The sequence below is a fragment of the Paraburkholderia sp. SECH4 genome (assembly GCF_030511745.1).
GTDB classification, from domain to species: Bacteria; Pseudomonadota; Gammaproteobacteria; order Burkholderiales; family Burkholderiaceae; genus Paraburkholderia; species Paraburkholderia madseniana.
In genome coordinates this window covers 147074-169964 of record NZ_JALOCP010000003.1, presented here as the reverse complement: position 1 = coordinate 169964, position 22891 = coordinate 147074, and the positions used below count along the sequence as shown (strand labels likewise).

Annotated in this window: 21 protein-coding genes; 4 read left to right on the top strand and 17 right to left on the bottom strand. The window is 61.8% G+C overall.

All coding sequences use genetic code 11. From position 1 onward, the window contains the following. The first annotated feature begins 113 nt into the window (after positions 1–113). Positions 114–455 (top strand): FKBP-type peptidyl-prolyl cis-trans isomerase, encoded by a 342-nt coding sequence (locus M0D67_RS06225; protein WP_266237909.1) that lies wholly within the window; start codon positions 114–116, stop codon positions 453–455. 44 nt (positions 456–499) lie between these two features. Then, positions 500–1279, top strand: coding sequence for an AraC family transcriptional regulator (locus M0D67_RS06220; RefSeq protein ID WP_266237907.1), 780 nt, complete (start codon positions 500–502; stop codon positions 1277–1279). Between the two features lie 66 nt (positions 1280–1345). Here the strand turns inward: M0D67_RS06220 and M0D67_RS06215 are convergent, their stop codons facing one another. The 17 genes from M0D67_RS06215 to leuC form a co-directional block, all read right to left on the bottom strand. Beyond that, complete coding sequence (locus M0D67_RS06215) at positions 1346–2536, bottom strand: O-succinylhomoserine sulfhydrylase (RefSeq protein WP_266237905.1); 1191 nt, start codon at positions 2534–2536, stop codon at positions 1346–1348. Between the two features lie 295 nt (positions 2537–2831). Further along, positions 2832–4379, bottom strand: coding sequence for an amidophosphoribosyltransferase (gene purF, locus M0D67_RS06210; RefSeq protein ID WP_153142101.1), 1548 nt, complete (start codon positions 4377–4379; stop codon positions 2832–2834). A 134-nt stretch (positions 4380–4513) separates the two neighbouring features. After that, entirely contained in the window at positions 4514–5008 is a 495-nt protein-coding gene (locus tag M0D67_RS06205) for a CvpA family protein (RefSeq protein ID WP_093634947.1), read from the bottom strand. A gap of 7 nt (positions 5009–5015) precedes the next feature. Next, a complete protein-coding gene (locus M0D67_RS06200; protein ID WP_266237901.1) occupies positions 5016–5936 on the bottom strand; it encodes an SPOR domain-containing protein in 921 nt (306 codons plus the stop codon). Positions 5937–5965: 29 nt separating this feature from the next. After that, positions 5966–7276, bottom strand: coding sequence for a bifunctional tetrahydrofolate synthase/dihydrofolate synthase (folC, locus tag M0D67_RS06195; protein WP_266237898.1), 1311 nt, complete (start codon positions 7274–7276; stop codon positions 5966–5968). Between the two features lie 148 nt (positions 7277–7424). Beyond that, positions 7425–8297, bottom strand: a complete 873-nt coding sequence (accD, locus tag M0D67_RS06190) for an acetyl-CoA carboxylase, carboxyltransferase subunit beta (RefSeq protein ID WP_093634944.1) — start codon at positions 8295–8297, stop codon at positions 7425–7427. Between the two features lie 81 nt (positions 8298–8378). Further along, the gene (trpA, locus tag M0D67_RS06185; protein ID WP_266237895.1) at positions 8379–9191 is read right to left on the bottom strand and encodes a tryptophan synthase subunit alpha; all 813 of its coding nucleotides are present in this window, start codon (positions 9189–9191) and stop codon (positions 8379–8381) included. A 33-nt stretch (positions 9192–9224) separates the two neighbouring features. Next, positions 9225–10142: a site-specific DNA-methyltransferase gene (locus M0D67_RS06180; RefSeq protein ID WP_154557945.1), complete on the bottom strand. Its 918-nt coding sequence runs from the start codon at positions 10140–10142 to the stop codon at positions 9225–9227. A gap of 11 nt (positions 10143–10153) precedes the next feature. Next, entirely contained in the window at positions 10154–11347 is a 1194-nt protein-coding gene (gene trpB, locus M0D67_RS06175; protein ID WP_266237891.1) for a tryptophan synthase subunit beta, read from the bottom strand. A gap of 60 nt (positions 11348–11407) precedes the next feature. Then, a complete protein-coding gene (locus tag M0D67_RS06170) occupies positions 11408–12121 on the bottom strand; it encodes a phosphoribosylanthranilate isomerase (protein WP_171927073.1) in 714 nt (237 codons plus the stop codon). Further along, positions 12118–12930, bottom strand: a complete 813-nt coding sequence (gene truA / locus M0D67_RS06165) for a tRNA pseudouridine(38-40) synthase TruA (protein ID WP_171927074.1) — start codon at positions 12928–12930, stop codon at positions 12118–12120. The genes M0D67_RS06170 and truA overlap by 4 nt, the downstream gene beginning before the upstream one ends. Next, positions 12927–15644 carry a FimV/HubP family polar landmark protein gene (locus tag M0D67_RS06160; protein ID WP_266237885.1) on the bottom strand — a complete coding sequence of 906 codons (2718 nt, stop codon included), beginning with the start codon at positions 15642–15644 and terminating at the stop codon, positions 12927–12929. The genes truA and M0D67_RS06160 overlap by 4 nt, the downstream gene beginning before the upstream one ends. Positions 15645–15819: 175 nt before the next feature. After that, complete coding sequence (gene asd / locus M0D67_RS06155; protein ID WP_027805102.1) at positions 15820–16941, bottom strand: aspartate-semialdehyde dehydrogenase; 1122 nt, start codon at positions 16939–16941, stop codon at positions 15820–15822. A 361-nt stretch (positions 16942–17302) separates the two neighbouring features. Continuing rightward, entirely contained in the window at positions 17303–18370 is a 1068-nt protein-coding gene (gene leuB / locus M0D67_RS06150) for a 3-isopropylmalate dehydrogenase (RefSeq protein WP_054034794.1), read from the bottom strand. A 26-nt stretch (positions 18371–18396) separates the two neighbouring features. Beyond that, positions 18397–19050 carry a 3-isopropylmalate dehydratase small subunit gene (leuD, locus tag M0D67_RS06145; protein WP_154557949.1) on the bottom strand — a complete coding sequence of 218 codons (654 nt, stop codon included), beginning with the start codon at positions 19048–19050 and terminating at the stop codon, positions 18397–18399. A gap of 87 nt (positions 19051–19137) precedes the next feature. Further along, on the bottom strand, positions 19138–19296 hold the full coding sequence (locus M0D67_RS06140; protein ID WP_028196115.1) for an entericidin A/B family lipoprotein: 159 nt from the start codon (positions 19294–19296) through the stop codon (positions 19138–19140). A gap of 6 nt (positions 19297–19302) precedes the next feature. After that, positions 19303–20712, bottom strand: coding sequence for a 3-isopropylmalate dehydratase large subunit (gene leuC, locus M0D67_RS06135; protein ID WP_154557951.1), 1410 nt, complete (start codon positions 20710–20712; stop codon positions 19303–19305). A 133-nt stretch (positions 20713–20845) separates the two neighbouring features. Between leuC and M0D67_RS06130 the strand changes: the two genes are divergently transcribed. After that, a complete protein-coding gene (locus M0D67_RS06130) occupies positions 20846–21088 on the top strand; it encodes a hypothetical protein (protein WP_154557952.1) in 243 nt (80 codons plus the stop codon). 139 nt (positions 21089–21227) lie between these two features. Then, positions 21228–22745, top strand: coding sequence for a Fic family protein (locus M0D67_RS06125; protein WP_266237883.1), 1518 nt, complete (start codon positions 21228–21230; stop codon positions 22743–22745). The last annotated feature ends 146 nt before the right edge of the window (positions 22746–22891 follow it).

Here is a 22891-nt window from a genome sequence, read left to right as displayed (position 1 = left end):
TGGCCGGATGGCTAACCTGAACGCAAACCACATGCCACACGGCAATCCTCGGCGATGCGAGCCCAACACGCCTACAATGTCGGTTTTTACGTTTTTGATCTAAGGAGCGACACATGTCGACTGTGACTACCGAATCCGGCCTGAAATACGAAGACATCGTTGAAGGCACTGGCGCCGAAGCGGTGGCCGGCAAGACCGTCAGCGTGCACTACACGGGCTGGCTGACCGACGGCCAGAAGTTCGACTCGAGCAAGGACCGCAACGACCCGTTCGCGTTCGTGCTGGGCGGCGGCATGGTCATCAAGGGCTGGGACGAAGGCGTGCAAGGCATGAAGGTCGGCGGCACGCGCAAGCTGACGATTCCGCCGCAACTCGGCTACGGCCTGCGTGGCGCAGGCGGCGTGATTCCGCCGAATGCAACGCTCGTGTTCGAAGTCGAACTGCTCGGCGTCTAAGTTTTTCGCTGCGCTGTTTTGTATTTTGTAATTGGGCTTCACCGATGAGTCACGCCGCCGTCACCGCTCCTAGCGTTTCGTTGCGCCGCTACGGCGCGATCGAAGCATCGGACGTGCACGACTTTCACCAGGTCGTGCTCGGACTCGACGGCGCGATGGTGATGGCGGTAGACGGCGTCGCGCATCAGATCGACGCCGGCTCCGCCTGGCTCATCCCGGCGGGTGCACGGCACGACTATGCGGGCGTCGGCGAGAACCGGCAGTTGGTGCTGGATCTGCCGGCTACTTCGCTGGCCGTGCCGGAGCGTCTGTTCGACCGCGCGCGGGCCGTGGCGGTGGATGCCTCGCTCACGCAACTCGCGCATCGGATTGCGGCGCACGCCGCAGGCGGTGCGCAAGGCGACGATCTGGATACGCGGCGTTTTCAATGGGACGCGGCGGCGCGATTGGGCGCTGCGTTAGTGGCCGATACCGGCACGGTGGCCGAGGCGCAGGCATCTGGCGCCGGCCTCGACTTCGCGCGCATCGACCGCTGGCTGCGCGCCCATCTGTCGGAACCGCTGCGTATCGCCGACCTAGCCGCCCATTGCGGCTTTGGCATGCGGCGCTTTCATCAGCTTTTTATCGACGCCTTCGGCGAAACACCGCATCGCTATTTGCAGCGTTTGCGGCTCGATACCTCTCTTGGTTTGCTGTCTGATCCACGCCTGTCGCTCAGCGATATCGCGTTGGAAATCGGCTTCGGCGATCAGAGCGCTTACACGCACGCATTCACGCGGCGTTTCGGGCTGGCGCCCGGTCAGTGGCGCGCGTTGCGCCATTGAGTTTGTGCAACATGCGAGCCGCCTGAAAAGGCGGCCCGCGTTTCCTGCTGCGCTCGCCTAGCGCTATTAACCCGCTAAACCACGCTCCAGATCGCCGCGAATATCGCCGGCGTTTTCCAGACCCACTGCCAGACGGATCAAACCTTCGCTGATCCCCGCCGCTGCGCGCGCCTCAGGCGTCACACGACCGTGCGTGGTCGTAGCCGGATGCGTGACGGTGGTACGCGTATCGCCGAGGTTGCCGGTGATCGAGCAGATCTTCGTGCTGTCGATCACGCGCCAGGCATTCGCGCGCATCTGCTCAGGCGTGTCGCCCTTCAGTTCGAACGACAGGATCGCGCCGCCCGCCTTCTGCTGACGCATGGCCAGCGCGTGCTGCGGATGCGATTCGAGCCCCGGGTAGAACACGCGGTTCACGGCCGGATGCGTTTCCAGCCAGCGCGCGATTTCGAGCGCATTCGCCGACTGCTTTTCGACGCGCAGCGACAGTGTTTCCATGCCCTTGAGCAGCACCCATGCGTTGAACGCGGACAAGGTCGGCCCCGCACTGCGCACGAACGGGAACACCTTTTCCATGATGAACTGCTTCGAGCCGACCAGCGCGCCGCCGAGCACACGCCCTTGGCCGTCGAGGAACTTGGTGGCCGAATGCATCACGACGTCCGCACCGAGCTTCAACGGCTGTTGCAAAGCCGGGCTACAGAAGCAGTTGTCGACCACGAAGATCGCATTGGCCGCCTTCGCGATCTTGCTGATCGCTTCGATATCGGCGACTTCGGTCAGCGGGTTCGACGGCGTTTCGAGGAAGAACATCTTCGTTTCCGGACGCACGGCGTTTTTCCACGCGTCCAGATTGGTCGGATCGACGAAGGTCGTCGTGATGCCGAACTTGCTGAAAATCTGCGAGAACATGCCGAGCGTCGAACCGAACAGCGCTTGCGAGCTAACCAGATGGTCGCCGGCCTGCAAGGTCGACATCACCACCGACATGATCGCGGCCATCCCCGAAGCCGTGGCCATGCACGCTTCGCCGCCTTCAAGCGCGGCCAGACGGTCCTGGAACATCGAGACGGTCGGGTTCGTGAAGCGCGAGTAGGTGTAGTTGTCTTCGGAATTCTTGAATTTTTCGGCGGCGTCCGCGGCACTCGCGAAGACGAAGCTCGAGGTCAGGAAAATCGCTTCCGAATGTTCGTTGAAGTCGCTGCGCACTGTGCCCGAGCGGACTGCCAGCGTGTCGAAGTTCAGGGAGTCGTCCATGTTGGTTCTGGTTTCCAATGTTCCATGGCTGGGTTCAGCGTCTACGGCTCACGTTAAACGAGCCCAACAACGCCAAACGGCAGCAACAAAAAAGCCCGCTTTTGCGTCGGCATAAGCGGGCTTCATGTGCGGGGGAAAGCTGGAGCGGAGGCGGATGACTGCGGCTTTTCCACCATTCGCTTTAGCTGTTTTGGGTTGCCCCGCGTCCGCAAGCTGAGATCAAATCGACGCAAGCCGTCATGCTAACACGCTCGCGACGTGGCGTGCAGCGGGCCACCGACGCGAGCGCTATCACTCAACCAACCGACAACTGCAGATGCAGTTGCGAACGCGACGGGCCACCCTCGGCCGCTTCGCTCGCGGCGTCGCGATCCGATTGCGAGGACGGTGCGAGACGCGCGGTTTCGATGCGGTCGAGGTACTCGGTGGTCACATCGCCCGTCACATAGTTGCCGTCGAAGCAAGAGGCTTCGAATTCCTTCAGCGCCGGGTTGATATCGCGCACCGCCTGCTTCAGCGCGTCGACGTCCTGATAAACCAGATAGTCCGCGCCGATCATGCGCGCGACTTCATCATCCGTGCGGCCATGTGCGACGAGTTCGCCGCGCGTGGGCATATCGATACCGTAGACGTTCGGGTACTTCACCGGCGGCGCCGCCGAAGCGAAGATCACCTTGTTCGCGCCGGCATCGCGTGCCATCTGCACGATTTCGTGCGAAGTGGTGCCGCGCACGATCGAGTCGTCGACGATCAGCACGTTCTTGCCCTTGAACTCGATGCCCATTGCGTTCAGCTTCTGGCGCACCGACTTCTTGCGCATCGCCTGGCCCGGCATGATGAAGGTGCGGCCCACGTAACGGTTCTTGAAGAAGCCTTCGCGATACTCCACACCCAGTTTCTTCGCGACCTGCATCGCGGCCGGACGAGACGAATCGGGAATCGGCATCACGACGTCGATCGCGACGTCGGGCAATTCGCGCTTGATCTTCTCGGCGAGGTAATCACCCATACGCAGGCGCACGTTGTAGACCGGCACGCCGTCGAGCACCGAGTCCGGACGCGCGAGGTACACGAGTTCGAAAATGCACGGGTTCAGGCTCGGATTCGTCGCGCATTGCTGCGAGTGCAAATTGCCTTCGAGGTCGATGAAAATGGCTTCGCCCGGTGCGATGTCACGCACAAATTCGAAACCAATACCTTCGATCGCAACCGATTCCGACGCCAGGATCCACTCGACACCTTCCGGTGTTTCCTGCTTGCCGAGGCACAGCGGGCGAATGCCGAACGGGTCACGGAAGCCGAGCAAACCGTAGCCGGCAATCAGCGACACGATCGCGTACGAACCCCGCACCCGGCGATGCACGCCCGACACCGCCTTGAACAGCGCGGCCGGATCGAGTTGCAGGCTCGAACTGGATAGCTGCAATTCGTGCGCGAGCACGTTGAGCATCACTTCGGTGTCGGAATTGGTATTGATGTGGCGGCGATCGATGCGGAACATCTCATCTTTCAGTTGCTGCCAGTTGGTCAGATTGCCGTTGTGCGCGAGGATGATGCCGAACGGCGCGTTCACATAGAACGGCTGGGCTTCTTCTTCGCTCGATGCAGAACCGGCGGTCGGGTAGCGGACCTGGCCGATACCGGTGGTGCCGGGCAGGCTGCGCATGTTGCGCGTGCGGAACACGTCGCGCACCATGCCGTTGGCCTTGTGCATGTGGAAATTGCTGCCGTTCGCTGTCGCGATGCCGGCGGCGTCTTGACCGCGGTGCTGCAGAAGCAGCAGGCTGTCATAGATCAACTGATTGACCGGAGAATGGGAAACTACGCCTACGATGCCGCACATGGCATGTCCTTCAAAGGTACGAAATTCGTAACGGCGGCCGGTGCCTGCGATGCTGCGCGAGGGTACGCGACTACGTAGAGGCAACCGGATTGCGCCGGAGTCCTGCTGCGTTCCTCTAACCGTTCACCTGATCGTCACACGCGGACGTAGGCAGCGAGCGTCTCGGGAAGCAGCGGTTTCATTACGTGCACGCCCTCGACCGCATAGGGCCGAAGCAAGGCGTTGCGCCAGAATTCCTGTTGGGGCAGTTCGGTCAAGCCTGCGAGGGCGACCAGAATCAGCACCAGAACGACCCCGCGCACGAGGCCGAACATCAAACCGAGCGAGCGGTCCACGCCGCTCAAGCCGCTTGCCTGCACGATGCGGCTCAGCAGCGCGTTCAGCACGCTTGCGACCAGCACCACGCCGATCGCCACCAGCGCGAACGCCAGAAGCCACTGGGTCAGCGCGCCGCCCGGCCACGTGGCAGGGATAAACGGCACGACATAACCAACAAAGCGGCAAGCAATGAAAAACGCCGCGATCCAGCCGATCAGCCCGAATATCTCGGACAAAAAGCCGCGCCATGTGCCGCGCAAGGCCGACAAACCGATCACCGCCATTACAGCGTAGTCGAAGGCAGTGAACATCGCTCGCTTACTGTGCTGCGCCGCTGTTCGCGCCGGACGTCAAGCCGGCCTCACGAACCTTCGCAATCGCGGCGCTAGCCGCTGCACGGTCGGCGAACGGACCGGCGCGCAATAGCGTGAGCGTTGAGCCGTCGGCCTGCTTCCGATGTTCGGTATATGCGGGCACACCGGCCGCTTTCAACTTGGTGGCCCAAGTACGGGCATTGGCGTCGTTCGCAAATGCGCCCAACTGGACAGCGAAACGGCTGCCGGGCGGCGATGCCGGTGTGCCGGAATTGGCGTCCGCGCTTGCGGCGGCCGTATTCGTGCTGTCTTCGCTCGGGGCCGGAGTGTTCGCCGCGCTTTGCGTGGCGGGTGCTTTGGCCGGTTTGGCAGGCGTTTGCGCTACAGGCGCTGCAGGTGACGTATTGGCGGCAACGGCGGCGGGTGCTTGCGGTTTCGCAGCCGGTTTGGCGGCGGGCGCTGCGCTCGTAGCCGCACTCTGCTGTTTAGCGGCGCTGGACTGGCCTTGCGTGGCTGCCGTTGTCGGCGCAAGGCCGGAAGCGGCGAGTGCCGCGTCAGGCGCTGGGTTATCCGGTGCTACGCCGGCCTGCGTGTCTTCTTCGGTCTTGGTGGCGACCTTCGGCGCGGGGCGGCTTGGAATGTCGATGGAGATGTCGTCCGTGACGGGCTTTGGATGCGAATCCAGCACCATGGGCAGGATCACCACCGCTGCAACCACCAGCGCGACCGCGCCGACGAGTCTGCGTCGCGCACGCTGCTTTTCAGGCAACGTAGGGTCGAGCAGCATCGCATCGGCATCCACGGTGCGCTCCGTGCGGCGGGTTCGCCGCTCCACGCGCTCGCCACGGGCGGCCCGGGTGGAACTGGTGTTTGCGCCGCGCCGATTGGGCGCGTCGTCTTTCTTGCCGAACGAGAAAATTCCCATGAATCGCTTGGTTCGAGCCTGGCGCCCGTTCAGTGTTGCTGCGATTTACGGTAGGCCATTACGCCTGCTACCGTATAGAAACTGCCGAAAACCACGATTCTATCATTCTCTGACGCTCGTTTTAGCGCGTCTTGGAAAGCCTCTGCTGGTGTTGCGTAGCGCGTCACGCTGCTGTCATTGCCGTCGCTCACGCCCTGCTCGCGCAAAGCCGCCTCGAGTTCTCCCGCCGAAGCCGCACGCGGGGTCGGCAGATCGGTCACGCACCAGTGGTCGATTTCGCCTTTCAGATGCGTCAGCACGCCGGCAATGTCCTTGTCGCGCATCGCGCCGAACACGGCGTAGGTGTACGGGAAAAAGCCCATATTGCCGAGGTTTTGCGACAGCACTGCCGCGGCGTGCGGGTTGTGGCCGACATCGAGCACGATGGCCGGCTTGCCGGGCAGCACCTGGAAGCGCCCCGGCAATTCGACGTTAGCGAGGCCGAGCCGGATGTCCTGCGCCGAGACCGGCAAACGATCGCGCAGCGCTTCAAGACCGGCCAGCGCCGCCGACGTGTTGATCAACTGATTCGCGCCGCGCAATGCCGGGTAGGCGAGCGCGGAACGGCGCATGGTCGGGCCCACGTAGCTCCATTGCTGGCGCTCGCTGCCTGCCTGCCCTTCGTAGCGGAAATCGCGGCCGAATAGCCACAGTTCGGCGCCGATCTTTTCAGCGTAATCGATCAATGTTTGAGGCGGCACCGGATCGGCGCAGATCGCCGGCTTACCGGGGCGGAAAATGCCGGCTTTTTCGAAGGCGATTTTCTCGCGCGTGTCGCCGAGATACTCGGTGTGATCGATATCGATGCTGGTGATGATTGCGCAATCCGCATCGAGGATGTTGACCGCGTCGAGGCGGCCGCCCAGGCCGACTTCGAAAATCACCGCGTCCAGTCCGCGCGAGGCGAACAGGCTCATGATCGCGAGCGCCGTGAATTCGAAGTAAGTCAGTGTGATCGGTTCGGCAAGGCTCAGGCGTGCGGCTTCGACGGCTTCGAAATGCGGCAGCAGGTCTGCGTCGCTCGCCATTTCGCCGTTCACGCGCGCCCGTTCGTTGAAGGTCAACAGATGCGGCGACGTGTGGCAGCCAACCGTGAAGCCCGCGCGCAGCAAAATCGATTCGAGGATCGCGCAGGTCGAACCCTTGCCGTTAGTGCCGCCGACCGTGATGATCGGGCACGCGAACGACAACTGCATCGCGTCACGTACCTGGGAGATGCGTCCCAATCCCATGTCGATGCCGACAGGATGCGCGGATTCAAGGTGCGTGAGCCACGCGTCGAGGGTGGGGAATGTGGTCATCGAGCGAATCTTTGCTGCGTTGCGAGATCGTGATTATCCCGGAAATGACAGCGCGCCGCTTGATGACTCTCGCGGCGCGCTATTTTTCGACTGCTTTTCGGACGGCTGCGGCGCCCTTTCAGGCGCGGCCCCGTATTGATGCAAAGGCTTACGCGACTGCGTCCGCCGGCTGATGGCTCAACAGCGCCATCAATTGCGCGATTTCTTCACGCAGCTTGCGACGATCGACGATCATGTCGACCGCGCCCTTCGTCAGCAGGAATTCGGCGCGCTGGAAGCCTTCCGGCAGCTTTTCACGCACGGTTTGTTCGATCACGCGCGGGCCGGCGAAGCCGATCAGCGCCTTCGGCTCGGCGATCACCACGTCACCCAGGAACGCGAAACTCGCCGACACGCCGCCCATAGTCGGATCGGTCAGCACGGAAATGAACGGCAGCTTGGCTTCGGCTAGCTTGGTCAGCATGGCGGTGGTCTTCGCCATCTGCATCAGCGAAAGCAGGCTTTCCTGCATCCGCGCGCCGCCCGAAGCGGTGAAGCAGATAAACGGCACCTTCTGTTCGAGCGCGTTCTGAGCGCCCCGCACGAAACGTTCGCCGACCACCGAACCCATCGAGCCGCCCATGAACGAGAACTCGAAACACGCGACCACCACTGGCAGCGTGTGGATGGCGCCGCCCATCACGACCATTGCGTCGGTTTCGTCGGTGTCGTCCATCGCCTCTTTCAGGCGGTCCGGGTACTTGCGGCTGTCTTTGAACTTGAGCGCGTCGACCGGGACGATTTCCTGGCCGATTTCGTAGCGGCCTTCCGGATCGAGCAGGCCGTCGAGCCGCTCACGCGCACCGATGCGCATGTGATGGTCGCACTTCGGGCAAACGTGCAGATTGGCCTCGACGTCATTGCGGTACAGCACGGCTTCGCACGACGGGCACTTGATCCACAGGCCTTCCGGAATCCCCTTGCGGTTCTTCGGGTCGGTTTGTTTGATTTTCGGCGGCAGCAGCTTATCGAGCCAGCTCATATTGAATCCCTCTGGGTCAACCGGTTGCGCAAACGGCGGGACGAACCCGCCGCTCACACTACAGGAGACAAAAAATAACTGTTATCGGGCAGTCGCGACGCTATCGAGCGCCTCGCGCACTTCGGCAATGAAGCGCGTAAGCGTCTCGGCGGCGGCTTCGGGCGCCGCTTGTTCGAGCAATTGCACGATACGGCTGCCGATCACGACGGCATCGGACACTTCGGCCACCGAACGCGCCGTTTGCGCGTCACGGATGCCAAAACCGACGCCCACCGGCAGGGGTACGCGCGACTTGATGGCGGGGATTTTACTCGCGATGCTGGAAACGTCCAGATTTGCCGCGCCGGTCACGCCTTTCAGTGACACATAGTAGACGTAACCACTGGCGATTTTGCCGACTTCCGCGATGCGCTCATCCGTGGAGGTGGGCGCCAGCAAAAAGATCGGATCGATGCCGGCAGATCGCATCTGTTCGGAGAAATTAACGCACTCTTCCGGCGGGTAGTCGACAACCAGCACGCCGTCTACACCGGCTTCTTTCGCAGCCTTGGCGAACGCTTCGGTGCCCATGCGCTCGATCGGATTGGCGTAGCCCATCAGCACCACCGGCGTCTTGTCATCGGTTTCGCGGAAGCGCTTCACGTCGGCCAGTACATGGCGCAGCGACACGCCATGCGCCAGCGCGCGTTCGGACGATTGCTGGATCACCGGGCCGTCGGCCATCGGGTCGGAAAACGGTACGCCCAGTTCGATCACATCGGCGCCGCCGGCGGCGAGCGCGTGCATGAATTCAACTGTGCGCGCCGGATCCGGGTCGCCGGCCGTCATGAACGGAATGAGGCCTTTCTTACCCTGGGCGGACAACGCGGCAAACGTGTTCTTGATACGGGACATGGAATATTCTCGGATTTTTAAGCTACTGCGCGCTTATTGCGCCTCGGTTTGCTGCTCAGCTTTGGCCGCATTCTTGCGGCTTTTGCGAGCGGCAGCAGGCGCCGACGCGGCCGCGCTAACGCGTTCGCGTGCTATCGCACAGTAACTTTCATTGATCTCATAGCCGACGAATTCGCGCTGCTGCCGGGCGCAAGCGACTGCGGTGGTGCCGCTGCCCATGAACGGGTCGAGTACGCGCCCGCCCTTCGGACAACTTGCCAGCACCATCCGCTCGACAATTTCCAGAGGTTTCTGGGTCGGATGATCGACGCGCTCGGCGTGTTGCCGATGCAGCCGCGATACCGACCAGACGTCCTTCGGATTATAGCCAAGCTCCAGCCACTTACTGCCTTCGAACAATTTACGCGAACGCGCCTTCTTCGTGATGGCATCGTACGGGATGCGGACGGGATCGAGATCGAAAAAATAATCTTTCGACACCGCGAAAAAGCCGATGTTGTCATGCACCGAGGTGAACCGGCGAACCGTTCCCCCCATGCTCGGCACACGCCGGTCCCAGATGATTTCGTTGATCATCGTGAGTTTTGTCTTCAGGAAGCTGAAGATTTCCGGCGCGTACTGCCACGTGCAGAAGATATACAGCGAACCCGACGGCTTGAGCTTCGGAATAGCCAGCTCGAGCCAGCCACGCGTCCAGGCGAGGAAATCCTCGCCGGAGCGCATGTCGGAGTCGTTGCCATAATCCTTGCCGAGCCCATAAGGCGGATCGCACAGGATCAGGTCGATCGACCCGTCGGGGATGTTCGCCACATCGGTCAGAAAATCGCGGTTCAACAGCCGGATGCCGGCGGGCACCTGCGCTAACAAGGGTGCAGGCGCCTCGGCCGCCACTACCTCGGCGGCCGGGCTGGTTTCAAGCGCCGGTTGCGGCTCGTCGAACTCGTCGCGCATCGTCGCGGCGCTCAGAACTGAATGCCCGATCGCTCAGCGACCGTATGCATGTCCTTGTCGCCGCGGCCCGACAGATTGACCAGAAGGACCTTGTCCTTGGGCAGCGTCGGCGCGAGCTTCGCGGCGTAGGCCAGCGCATGGCTGGACTCCAGCGCCGGAATAATGCCTTCGATGCGGCAGCAGTCGTGGAACGCCTTGAGCGCTTCTTCGTCGGTGATGCTGACATATTGCGCGCGATTACTGTCTTTTAGCCACGCGTGCTCGGGGCCGACTCCCGGATAGTCCAGACCGGCCGATATCGAATGTGTTTCGATGATCTGACCGTTCTCGTCTTGCAGGAGATACGTGCGGTTGCCGTGCAGCACGCCCGGAGTGCCGGCGATCAGCGAGGCTGCGTGCCGGCCGGTTTCGATCCCGTCACCCGCTGGCTCGACGCCGATTAGCTGCACCGAAGCGTCGTCAATGTACGGGTAAAAGATACCCATCGCGTTAGAACCGCCGCCAACGCACGCAATCACGGCGTCGGGTTGGCGACCGACCAGTTCGGGCATCTGCACCTTGCACTCGTCGCCGATCACGCGCTGGAAGTCGCGCACCATCATCGGATACGGATGCGGCCCCGCCACCGTGCCGATGATGTAGAAGGTGTTTTCGACGTTGGTCACCCAGTCGCGCATCGCTTCATTGAGCGCGTCTTTCAGTGTGCGCGAGCCGGACGTCACGGGCACGACGGTTGCGCCGAGCAGCTTCATCCGGTACACGTTGGCCGCCTGGCGGCGTACGTCTTCTTCGCCCATGTAGACCACGCATTCCATGCCGAAGCGCGCCGCGATGGTCGCGGCCGCCACGCCGTGCTGGCCTGCGCCGGTTTCCGCGATCACGCGCGGCTTGCCCATGCGCTTTGCGAGCAGCGCCTGGCCAATCACGTTATTGATCTTGTGAGCGCCGGTGTGATTCAGGTCTTCACGCTTGAGGAAAACCTGCGCGCCGCCGAGCATTTCGCTCCAACGTTGTGCGTGATAAATGGGGGACGGACGACCCACGAAATGCTTCAGTTCGCGCTCGTATTCGGCGACGAATTCCGGGTCTTTTTGAAATTTCTCGTACGCGGCACGCAGCTCGTCGAGTGCGTGAACCAGCGTTTCGGCGACGAACACGCCGCCATACTGGCCGAAATGGCCTCTTTCGTCAGGCAAGTTATACATGGTGATCACTCTTCTCAGTGTGGCGCACGGCTTTTCTATGAGAAAACCGCGCCGCCTGAATCATTCAGCGTCCGCTGCGCGCACTGCGCGTACGAACGCCGCCATCCGGGCGTGATCTTTCACGCCCTTGGCGCCCGGCACTTCGATGCCGCTCGAGACATCGACCGCGTACGGGCGCACGCGATGGATCGCATCACTGACGTTTTGCGCGTTCAACCCACCACTCAAAACGGCCCGACGCGCGAGCTCTGCTGGAATAAGTGACCAATCGAAAACCTTCCCGCCGCCGCCATAGCCTTCGACATGGGTGTCGAACAGGAGGGCGCTGGCTGCTGAATAGTTAAGCGCTGATTTTACCAAATCTGCCGGCTGAGTATCCGCTGCGACTCGCAAAGCGCGCAACCAAGGCAAACCCGCAACACTGGCGAGGGATTCACACTGCTCAGCGGTTTCGTCGCCGTGGAACTGCAGCAGCGTAAGCCCGACATTGCTGGCGACTTCGCGAATCCAGTCCGGCGTTGCGTTCACGAACAAGCCGACTACCGATATGAACGGCGGCACGTCGTGTACCAGCTCTACTGCCTGCGCAACGCTTACCGAACGCGGGCTCGGCGGGTAGAACACGAGGCCGATCGCGTCGGCGCCGAGGTCGATCGCCAGCGACACGTCTTCCGGCTTCGACAGTCCGCACAACTTGATACGCGTGCGATGCGGCGCGGCATGCTGCTGCGCGCCGGCGTTTGCTTCGGCTGCCAGATTTTCAGTTGATTTCATGTTTGCGCTTGCTCGGTCCAGACGGTACTCCACGGCACGCTGCCGGTCTGCGGCGCGGGCACGGCGAATTGCTCAGGATATCCCACCTGCGCCAGGTACAGGCCGTCAGGCATGAAGGTCGGCGCGGCACAATCGCGATCGCGGCTGGCAAGAACCTCGGCCATCCATTCGGCCGGATGGCGTCCCCGGCCGATATCGACCAGACAGCCCATCAGATTGCGCACCATGTGGTGCAGGAACGCGTTCGCCCGAAACCGGAAATGAACGAAGTCGCCCTGTTGCCGCATGTCGATCTGATACAGATGTTTGACCGGCGTTTTCGCCTGGCATTGCGACGAACGGAATGCTGAAAAATCGTGCTCGCCGATCAGATGAGCGGCCGCGGCCCGCATGGCGTCGACGTCGAGCGGCGTGTGTACCCAGCCGGCCCGCGTATCCTGCATCGGCGAACGGAACGGATGGACGTACAGGACGTAGTAATAGGTCCGTTCGAACGCTGAAAACCGCGCGTGGAATTCGTCGGGCATCGGCTTGGCCCATTGCACGGCGATCGTCTTCGGCAGGAAGGCGTTGGTGCCGCGAATCCACGAAAAGTCCGTGCGATCGAGTTCGGTGTCGAAGTGCACGACTTGGCCGAGGCCGTGCACGCCGGTATCGGTGCGCCCAGCCACAATGGTTTGCACAGGCGTTTGCGCGAACTCGCGCAACGCCCGTTCGAGCTCGTCCTGCACGGTCTTGCCGTGCGGCTGCGACTGCCAGCCGCAGAATGCCGAGCCGTCGTACTGAACGCCTAATGCAATACGCTTCACGACAACGGCGCGAGCGTCGAGAGCAGCGCGCGCGCCTCGGTGCGCGTGGCCGGATCGTTCGCTTCGATCACTTCGTTGATGAGCGTGCGCGCGCCGGACAGATCGCCGAGGTCGATATATTCGGCGGCCAGATCGAGCTTGTTGCGGGCGATGCGAGTGAGATCGGCCCGCGTGAAGGCCGGCAACGGCTGAGCTGGGCTCGGCGGCAACTCCAGGTCGAAATCGAGCTTCAGCGCGCCGAAGCCGGCAGCGCCCAGGCCCGCGACGGCTGCGTGGCCTGCGGTGCCGGCGGCGATTTCGTCAGCGACGTGCGGGAAGTCGTCCGGATCGTGCGGCGCTACGGTTTGTTGCGCCCTGGTTTCGGGGGAGGCAACCGGCTGTGTCGACTGCGATGCGGGTGCGCTCACGGCTGCGTCGTCGGTCGATTCGACGCGCGGCGGCAATGGCATGTTCAGACTGTTGAAGGCATCGAGGGCATCGCGCGGGAACTCGGTCGGCGCGGATAGCGCGGACTGAACTGGCGCGACGGGTGTCGGTTCGAAGTTCGGTGCACCTGCTGGCGTTGCGGGTTCGGCGTGCAGATGTGACTGCGGATGCGCTTCGTAAGACGGTTGATGCGTCGGTTCGACGTGAGCCGCGCCCTGTTGGGCTGCGGGCACTGCCGGCACCGAAGTATCGGGCACCGGATGCGCCGACGTCTCGCCGTGCGGCTGGCTGAACGGCGAACTCGTGCGCGGTTCAGCCTGCTGCCGCGTGAAATCGATGACCGGCGGCGGTGGGGTGTCCTGATGGCTCCGTGACTCTGCAAGCGGCTCATTCGTCGGCTCTGCCAACGGCATGGCCGGCGCGCTCGATGCCGGTTCGTCGTCCCATTGCAGACGGTGCGGAGGCACCTCTTGCTGGAAACTCTCGTCGACCGGTTCAAGTGGAGTCAGCGGCAATGCTTCGGCACCGAGTTCCGCGGCGGCTGCGAGGCTCGCAGCCGTGGTTGCCCCGTCGAGATTCTCGTGATGGGCCGAGGGAAGAGGTTCGGTCGTGGGAGCGCTTTGGCCGATCGATTCGGTGTCCGGGCTCGGCTGCGAAGCTTCGAACGGCGCGGGCGTCGGGTGGATTTCCTGCGACGCGCGTTGGAACGCATCGTGGTCTTGTGCGGGCGAGCCTGTGTGAGGTTGGTGGGCAGCGGCTTCGTGTTCTGCTGCGGCGCGTTGTGCCGCGTCGTGATCTTCTGCCGCACGCTCAGCCGCGGCTTTGTCTGCCTCCGCGCGTTCGGCTTCGGCGCGCTCCGCAGCAGCGTGTGACGCAGCTACGCGTTCGGCTTCTGCGCTTTCTACCGCAGCGCGCTCCGCTTCTGCACGTTCCGCCGCCAAGCGTTCGGTCGCCGCGCTCTCTGCATTTTCTCGTTCTGCTGCCTCACGCGCAGTCGCCGCGCGAATTTCCGCTTCGCGCTCTGCTGCCACGCGTTCCGCCACTTCTCGCGCCGCCGCTTCATCCCCAGCGATCTCGTGGTCAGTCGGCGCCACTACCGCCGCGTACCCGGCCGCCGCTTCGCCGCTCACGTCCGACGCTTCGCGCGTCGAATCGACATCCTGCGACCCAGCCGCTCGCGCGGAAGCCGCCGCTGCGTCCTCCGCCAGCGAGCCGCCTGTCGCGGCAACAGCAACGCGCTTACGTCGACTCAGACGCAAAGCCGCCAGCAACACGACCAACGCCGCGCCGATCGCCGCCGCGATGCTCAAATTCGTCTGCGAGATGCCGGCATCGGTCGCCGTGGAAACCGGCGCGCTGCCATGACCGGAAACGGCTGCCGCGGACGAAACACCGGCGGCCGGTTGCGCACCATTTGTAGCAGGCGGCACCGGCGCGGTCGGCGTACCACCGATGCCATGTTTCTGCAGTTCCATCAGCACGCGGTTTTTCAGCGCGAGCAATTGCTGCAAGCTGGAAACCTGCGCACGCGGTTGCGATGCCGGTTGAGCGGTGGCCGTCGCTGCTGCTGTGGCAGCCGCCGACGCCCCTTCGGCAGCCTCACTGGCCGAGGGCTGGATCGCGCCCGACCAGACATGTGCGCCGCTGGCCGGCAACACGCCTGCAGCCTGTGAACCTGCTACGGGGGCCGCACCGGCCGCTGCCGAGCTAGCCGGCGTCGCCGAGTTTGCTTCAGCCGTCGTCGAGCTGGCCGTCCCTGAAACCGCAGGCGTGGCAGCCTGAGCCGCAGCGCTTGCCGCGCTCGCTGCGGCGGCATTGACCTGCGCCACACCGCTCGCGGCGCCGACAGCAGCACCAACCGCCGCCGCGTTCGGCGCGGAAGCCGGCGCAGCCGTAGTGGCCGATGGCGCGGCAGACGCAGACCCCGCAACCGGCGCAGAAGCCGCCGGAGCACCGGTTGCATCGAGAGCCGGGATCGTCAACAGCGCACCGACGCGCATCCGGCTCGGGTCATGACTCATGAAGGCATTCGGATTCGCATCGAACAGCGCGCGCGAAGCGCGTGCGAGCGTCCCCTTGTCGTGCGATTGCGTGACGGCAATCGCCACGTCGTTCAACGACTGCCCGGGGCGCACCGTGTATTGGCTCCCGGCGGCGTAAGAAACGGAAGCGCCCTCAGGCGCGCTCGCGGCGTCGCCCGGCGCTGCCACCGCGCTACCCATACCGGCGCCCGCCAGCGCGAACGCCAAGGCGGCCACGGCCATCAGCCGGCCCGTACCTTGATGCATAGACATAGCCCGAAGGGAAGAGAGTCGAAGGTTCATCGGGACTCCAGGCGCGTCAGCGCGCAGCCCTTTTTTGCGGTTGGAAAGAGACAAGATAATCGGAGCACACAATGAAAAAAGCGCCGCGCAAGCGCGACGCTTTTTGAGTTTTCTACGCGTCGTGAGCGCGTAGTTTACTTTACTTGTCGAGCACAATGCGAAGCATGCGACGCAGCGGTTCTGCCGCGCCCCACAGCAGCTGATCGCCGACCGTGAAGGCCGACAGATATTCGCCGCCCATCGCCAGTTTGCGCACACGGCCAACCGGCACCGTCAGCGTGCCCGTGACCACGGCCGGGGACAGATCGCGCATCGACGCTTCGCGTTCGTTCGGCACAACCTTGACCCAGTCGTTACCCGAGGCGAGGATGCTGTTCACTTCGTCCAGCGGCACGTCCTTGTTCAGCTTGATGGTCAGCGCCTGCGAGTGGCAGCGCATTGCGCCGATCCGCACACAGAGGCCATCTACCGGGATCGAACCCGGCGTGCCCATGGCCGGCTTGCCGAGGATCTTGTTGGTTTCCGCGCCGCCCTTCCACTCTTCCTTCGACATGCCGTTGCCGAGATCCTTGTCGATCCACGGAATCAGCGAGCCGGCGAGCGGCACACCGAAGTTGTCGGTCGGCATACGGTCGCTGTTCATTGCACTCAGCACGCGGCGGTCGATGTCGAGAATCGCCGACGACGGATCCGCCAGGTCTTCCTTGGCCGCGCCGTACAGCGTGCCCATTTGCTGCAGCAGTTCGCGCATGTTCTGCGCACCCGCGCCCGATGCGGCCTGATACGTCATGGCCGTCATCCAGTCGACGAGGTTTTCGCGGAACAGGCCGCCCAGCGCCATCAGCATCAGGCTGACCGTGCAGTTGCCGCCGATGAAATTCTTCTGGCCCTTGACCAGCGCGTTCTTGATCACGTCGAGGTTGACCGGATCGAGAATGATGACCGCGTCATCCTTCATGCGCAGCGACGAAGCCGCGTCGATCCAGTAGCCGTTCCAGCCCGCTGCGCGCAGCTTCGGGAACACTTCATTCGTGTAGTCGCCGCCCTGGCAGGAGATGATCGCTTCGCACTTCTTCAGGTCTTCGATGCTTGTCGCATCTTTGAGCTTGGTCTCGTTTTTGGCGAACGACGGCGCGTTGCCGCCCGCGTTGCTGGTGCTGAAAAACACCGGTTCGATCAAGTCGAAATCGCCTTCCTGCTGCATACGTTGCATCAGGACGCTGCCGACCATACCGCGCCAACCTACGAGACCTACGTTCATGACTTCATACCCTTCGAATGGAAACTTCCCCGCATCTTTGCCCGCAGTGACCGCGCGGGGAAGATGAGCGGGCACGACGGACGATCAGCGTTTCGTGATCGTTTTCGGGGTAATCGCTTTTGTGGTGGTAATGGCGAACTCAACCACACGGGCCGTTTTGCCGTGCAGTTTCGAAATCGAGGAGATTTGAGCTATGTGCGCCATCGCTACAATATACACGAAAACCGGAATCTGGCGACGTGATCGTCTGCCGCTATCGTCCGTATTACGCGCGAATCGGCCTGTTTTGAGGCCAATTCGCGTTTTAAAGGCCGTTTGACTGCCTAACTACAACCGTTACCACTTGCTGTTTCAAAGGCCGTTACAGCGCGGCGACCACTGCGTCGCCCATCGCCACGGTGCCGACCTGCTTGCAACCCGGCGTCAGAATGTCGCCAGTGCGGAGGCCCTGTTCCAGCACCTTCTTCACCGCGTTTTCGATGCGATCCGCCTGTTCCGCCTTGTTCAGCGAATAGCGCAGCATCATCGCGGCCGACAGAATCGTGGCCAACGGATTCGCCACGCCCTTGCCGGCGATATCCGGCGCCGAACCGTGCGACGGCTCGTACAAGCCCTTGTTGTTCTTGTCGAGCGAGGCCGACGGCAGCATGCCGATCGAGCCCGTCAGCATGGCGGCTTCATCCGACAGAATGTCGCCGAACATGTTGCCGGTCACAACCACGTCGAACGCCTTCGGCGCCTTGACCAGTTGCATCGCCGCGTTGTCCACGTACATGTGCGACAACTCGACGTCCGCGTATTCCTTCGACACGTCGATCATCACGTCCCGCCAGAACTGCGACGTTTCGAGCACATTCGCCTTGTCCACGCTCGTCAGTTTCTTCTGGCGCTTTTGCGCGGCCTGAAACGCGACGTGCGCAATGCGGCGCACTTCGGGTTCCGAATAACGCATCGTGTCGAAGCCTTCCTTCGCGCCTTCGAACAGCCCATCCGGCGACGAACGCACACCGCGCGGCGCGCCGAAGTAGATGTCGCCGTTCAGTTCGCGCACGATCAGGATGTCGAGACCCGAAACAATTTCTTCCTTCAACGAGGAAGCACCAGTGAGCTGCGGATAGCAGATTGCCGGACGGAAGTTCGCGAACAATTGCAGGTGCTTGCGCAGACCGAGAATCGCCTGCTCCGGGCGCAGCGCGCGTTCGAGCGAGTCGTATTTCCAGTCGCCGACGGCGCCGAACAGGATCGCATCGGCTTCTTTCGCCAGCGCCAGCGTCGAGTCGGGCAGCGGATGGCCCTTGGCTTCGTAACCCGCGCCGCCAACCGGCGCTTCTTCGAGTTCGAACTTTTCGCCGAGCACGTTCAGGACCTTCACGGCCTCCTTGACGATTTCGGGACCGATGCCGTCGCCCGGCAAGACTGCGATCTTCATGCGAGTTTCCTTGATGATTTTTCTGTTTATCCGACGATGCGGTGATTCAGCCACGGCTGCTTCGCGATCCGCTCTGCTTCGAACTGGCGAATCTTGTCAGCGTGACGCAGCGTGAGGCCGATATCGTCGAAGCCATTCAGCAGACAGTACTTGCGGAACGCCGCCACTTCGAACGGATACTCGGCGCTACCGTCTGACGTGCGCACGACTTGCGCTTCCAGGTCGACGGTCAGCTTGAAGCCGTTGAACGCGTAGGTTTCGTTGAACAGGTGATCGACTTGCTGTTCGGTCAGCACGATCGGCAGCACGCCATTCTTGAAGCAGTTGTTGTAGAAAATATCGGCGAAGCTCGGCGCGATGATCGCGCGGAAACCGTACTGCTCCAACGCCCACGGCGCATGCTCACGCGAGCTGCCGCAACCGAAGTTTTTGCGCGCCAACAGCACCGATGCGCCCTGATAGCGCGGCTGATTCAGCACGAAATCCGGGTTCAGCGGACGCTTCGAATTGTCCTGACCCGGTTCGCCGTGGTCGAGGTAACGCCATTCGTCGAACGCGTTCGGACCAAAACCCGTGCGCTTGATCGACTTCAGGAATTGCTTCGGAATGATCGCGTCCGTGTCGACGTTCTCACGATCGAGCGGCGCCACGACGCCGGTGTGTACGATGAATTTATCCATGACGCTTGCGCCTGTTTCAAGACCGGGCGATGCGCGTGGCGGCCGGAAAGTCGCCACGCGCATCGCCGGCAAAAAATCAAAAACCGCTTATTTGTCAGCGTGATTGCTGATCGAATTGCCGAGGTGCGACATGTCCTCGCCAAATCCGTGCACCGTGTTGCAGCCAGCCAGACCCAGCAATAGCCCAGCCAGAGTACCGAGTGCGAAACGCCGCAAAAGAGTGGTGCGATTCATGTTCTTCATCATGCGTGTTTATCCAAGCTTGCGAATATCGACGAAATGCCCTTCGATAGCCGCTGCGGCAGCCATCGCGGGGCTCACGAGGTGGGTACGGCCACCGGCGCCCTGACGACCTTCGAAATTACGATTCGACGTGGACGCGCAACGCTCGCCCGGATCCAACCGGTCGGCGTTCATTGCGAGACACATCGAGCAACCGGGCTCACGCCATTCGAAACCGGCATCCGTAAAGACCTTGTCGAGGCCTTCGCGTTCCGCTTGCGCCTTCACCAGACCCGAACCCGGCACCACCATGGCCAGACGGATGTTCGGTGCGACGCGGCGGCCGAGCTTCTTCACGACGTATGCCGCAGCGCGAATGTCTTCAATGCGCGCGTTGGTGCACGACCCAATGAAGATTTTATCCGGCTTGATGGATTCGATCGGCGCATTCGGTTCGAGCGCCATGTATTTCAACGCGCGCTCCATTGCGTCACGCTTGACCGGGTCCTTTTCACGCTCAGGATCCGGCACGCGGCCGTCCACGGCGGTGACCATCTCCGGCGACGTGCCCCACGTGACTTGCGGCACGATTTCAGCGGCGTTCAGCTCGACTACACGGTCGAATTGCGCGCCTTCGTCTGACTTGAACTGCTTCCAGTACTCGACCGCGTGATCCCATTCGACGCCTGCCGGCGAGAAGGGACGGCCCTTCAGATATTCGATGGTGGTGTCGTCCACAGCGACCATGCCGGCGCGCGCGCCTGCTTCGATCGCCATGTTGCAGACCGTCATGCGGCCTTCCATGGACAGCGCGCGAATCGTCGAACCGCCGAATTCGATCGCATAGCCGGTGCCGCCTGCCGTGCCGATCTTGCCGATGATCGCGAGCACGATGTCTTTCGCGGTACAACCGCGCGGCAACGGACCTTCGACCTTCACCAGCATGTTCTTGCTCTTCTTCTGCAAGAGCGTTTGCGTAGCCAGCACATGCTCCACTTCCGAGGTGCCGATGCCGTGCGCCAGCGCGCCGAACGCGCCGTGCGTGGACGTGTGCGAGTCGCCGCAGACAATGGTCATGCCCGGCAGCGTTGCGCCCTGCTCCGGCCCGATGATGTGCACGATGCCTTGGCGCAGATCGTTCATCTTGAACTGCGTGATGCCGTAGGCGTCGCAGTTCGTGTCGAGCGTATCGACTTGCAACTTGGACACCGGATCGGCAATGCCGTGGCTGCGATCCGTGGTGGGGACGTTGTGGTCCGACACCGCCAGATTCGCGCTGATACGCCACACCGGACGCTCAGCCAGTTTCAGGCCTTCGAACGCCTGAGGGCTGGTGACTTCGTGCAGCAGGTGACGGTCGATATAGAGAATCGTCGTACCGTCTTCTTCCGTGTGGACCACGTGTGTGTTCCACAATTTGTCGTAGAGAGTCTGTGCCATGGTATGCGGAGTAGTAATGACTGCGGGCTGACTGTGTCGGTCGATTATGCCACGCAGAACCCGGCTTTGGGCCCATGAATCATGCAAAAAACCGATAAAAAACAGGGAGTTGGGTGGTAGTGGCGATACCTGTATGGGTGTTACCCGGCAAGGGATTGCATGGGGCAATACGAAGCTTGAAACGCGGCTCGTTGCCCGGGAATTTCCGGCGGTTGACACCCGCGAACAAGTGGTTCAACTTCGCCAAGCCTTTGTATTCGCGATATGTTTGGCTTTCCCCGAGTGCAACCGCGGGCTGGTAAAAAAATTTGCGAGAAAGACGGATTTCGAACAAAAAACTTGTTGGGATACAAAAAAAACGCTGAACTGCGCCTGAACGACAAATTTTTGGCCATGCGATGGCAGCGCCTCAGCGTAAAAAAATCTTCAGTCATACGACGTTTTGTAAAAAAAACTGTGCCGATATAAAAAAATATTTGTAAACTGCACGTTTGGGATAATTTTTCGGGACACTCATGTCAGCCGTCGGTTACGAGTACTTGCGCCAGCAATTGAACCTGAGCGCGCTGGAGCTCAAGCGGCCAGCCCTCGTGAAACCGGTCACGCGGCTGACCAACATCAACGACTGTCTGTCCGTTCCCAAAAACATGGCGCCGGCAGATGGAGCCTATCTTGACCACGTGCTCTTTGCTTTGAAGCACGAAGGCACCAATTTGGCGGTTCTCGCCCAAACATTGCCGAACATCAGTGCCGAGGATCTCCTGGCGGAACTGCGCCGCTCGCCTAGCGGTGGCTATATACGGAAAGCCGCATTTCTCTGGGAGACATTCACCGGTAAAGAACTCGAAGGCGCACCGGTTGCCGGTGGCGCTGTCATCCCCTTGTTTGATCCCACCCAGTACTACACAGGTCCCTCTGTGCGTAATGCACGTTGGAGGGTCGACTTCAACGGCCTTGGTTCAATGCGTTATTGCGCAACGGTCGCACGCACGCCAACGATTACTCAACTCCTCGAGTCAGACGTTCTCACACGGGCGCGCGAGTTCATGGCGTCGCTGCCAGCAGAGATGCAAGACCGGGCGCTCAGTTGGGCTTATCTCCACGAGACACAAGATTCGTTCGCTATCGAGAAGGAAGCGCCCTCCGAAGACAAGGCTCAGCGCTTCGTCAAGCTTCTGCGGCAAGCACATGAGCGTCATCCACTCAGCGAAGAATATCTCGTCGAATTGCAGAACATCTGCGTAACAAATCCACTGGATCAAGCCGCGTCTTATCGCGCGGAGCAAAACCATCTGCAAAGCGGCCTGCGGGGAGCGGCGGGCGTGACATACGTGCCGCCACCGCCGGACATGCTGACTGATCTGACGGCAGATTGGCTAGCATTTGCCAACGCCGCGCCCACCCAAGTAGACCCGATCATTGCGGCAAGCATCATCTCGTTCGGCTTCGTGTTCCTGCACCCGTTCATGGATGGTAACGGCCGGCTCTCACGCTTCCTGATTCATCACGCGCTCTGCTCGTCGGGCAAACTCGAGAACGGCCTGCTTCTGCCGGTATCGATTGCCATGAAACGAGAGGAGCAGGCTTACCTGGAAGCCTTGCGGGATTTTTCAAAACCAATCCGCGAACGTTGGAAAGTCCGCTGGTTGGACGAAATGAAATACGACTTCAAATTTCAAGGCGACGTGTCGATTTATCAGTTCTGGGACGCGACTCCGGCGGTCGAGTTCGTCGCCAGAATGGCCGACCTCGCACTGGAAGTTGAGCTTCGTCAGGAGACGCTCTTTCTGCAACGGTATGACAAAGTGCTGCGCGCGGTAAATCAGCGATATGACGTGCGCGGCAGTACGCTTTCGACGCTGGTCATGATGTGTCTCGATAACGCTGGGAAAGTGTCTAAAAATCGCCGGAAGCGGTTCGCCAACCTCGTGCCTGAAGCGATTTTCGACGCCATCGAAACTGAAGCGAAAGCCGTTCTGGACGAGGAGAATGAGTTGAGGGAGGAGCCCGGACATACACCGGACAACACCTAGTCCGCGGCTTGACGGCTTCGTCCTCAACGCCTGACGCTCGAGATCTATCGCCGCAAACAAAACGCCCCAACGATAAACCCGTTGGGGCGTTTTTTATCAACTGATTCCGCACTGGTTCGCAGCAATCACAACCCTACGAACCACGC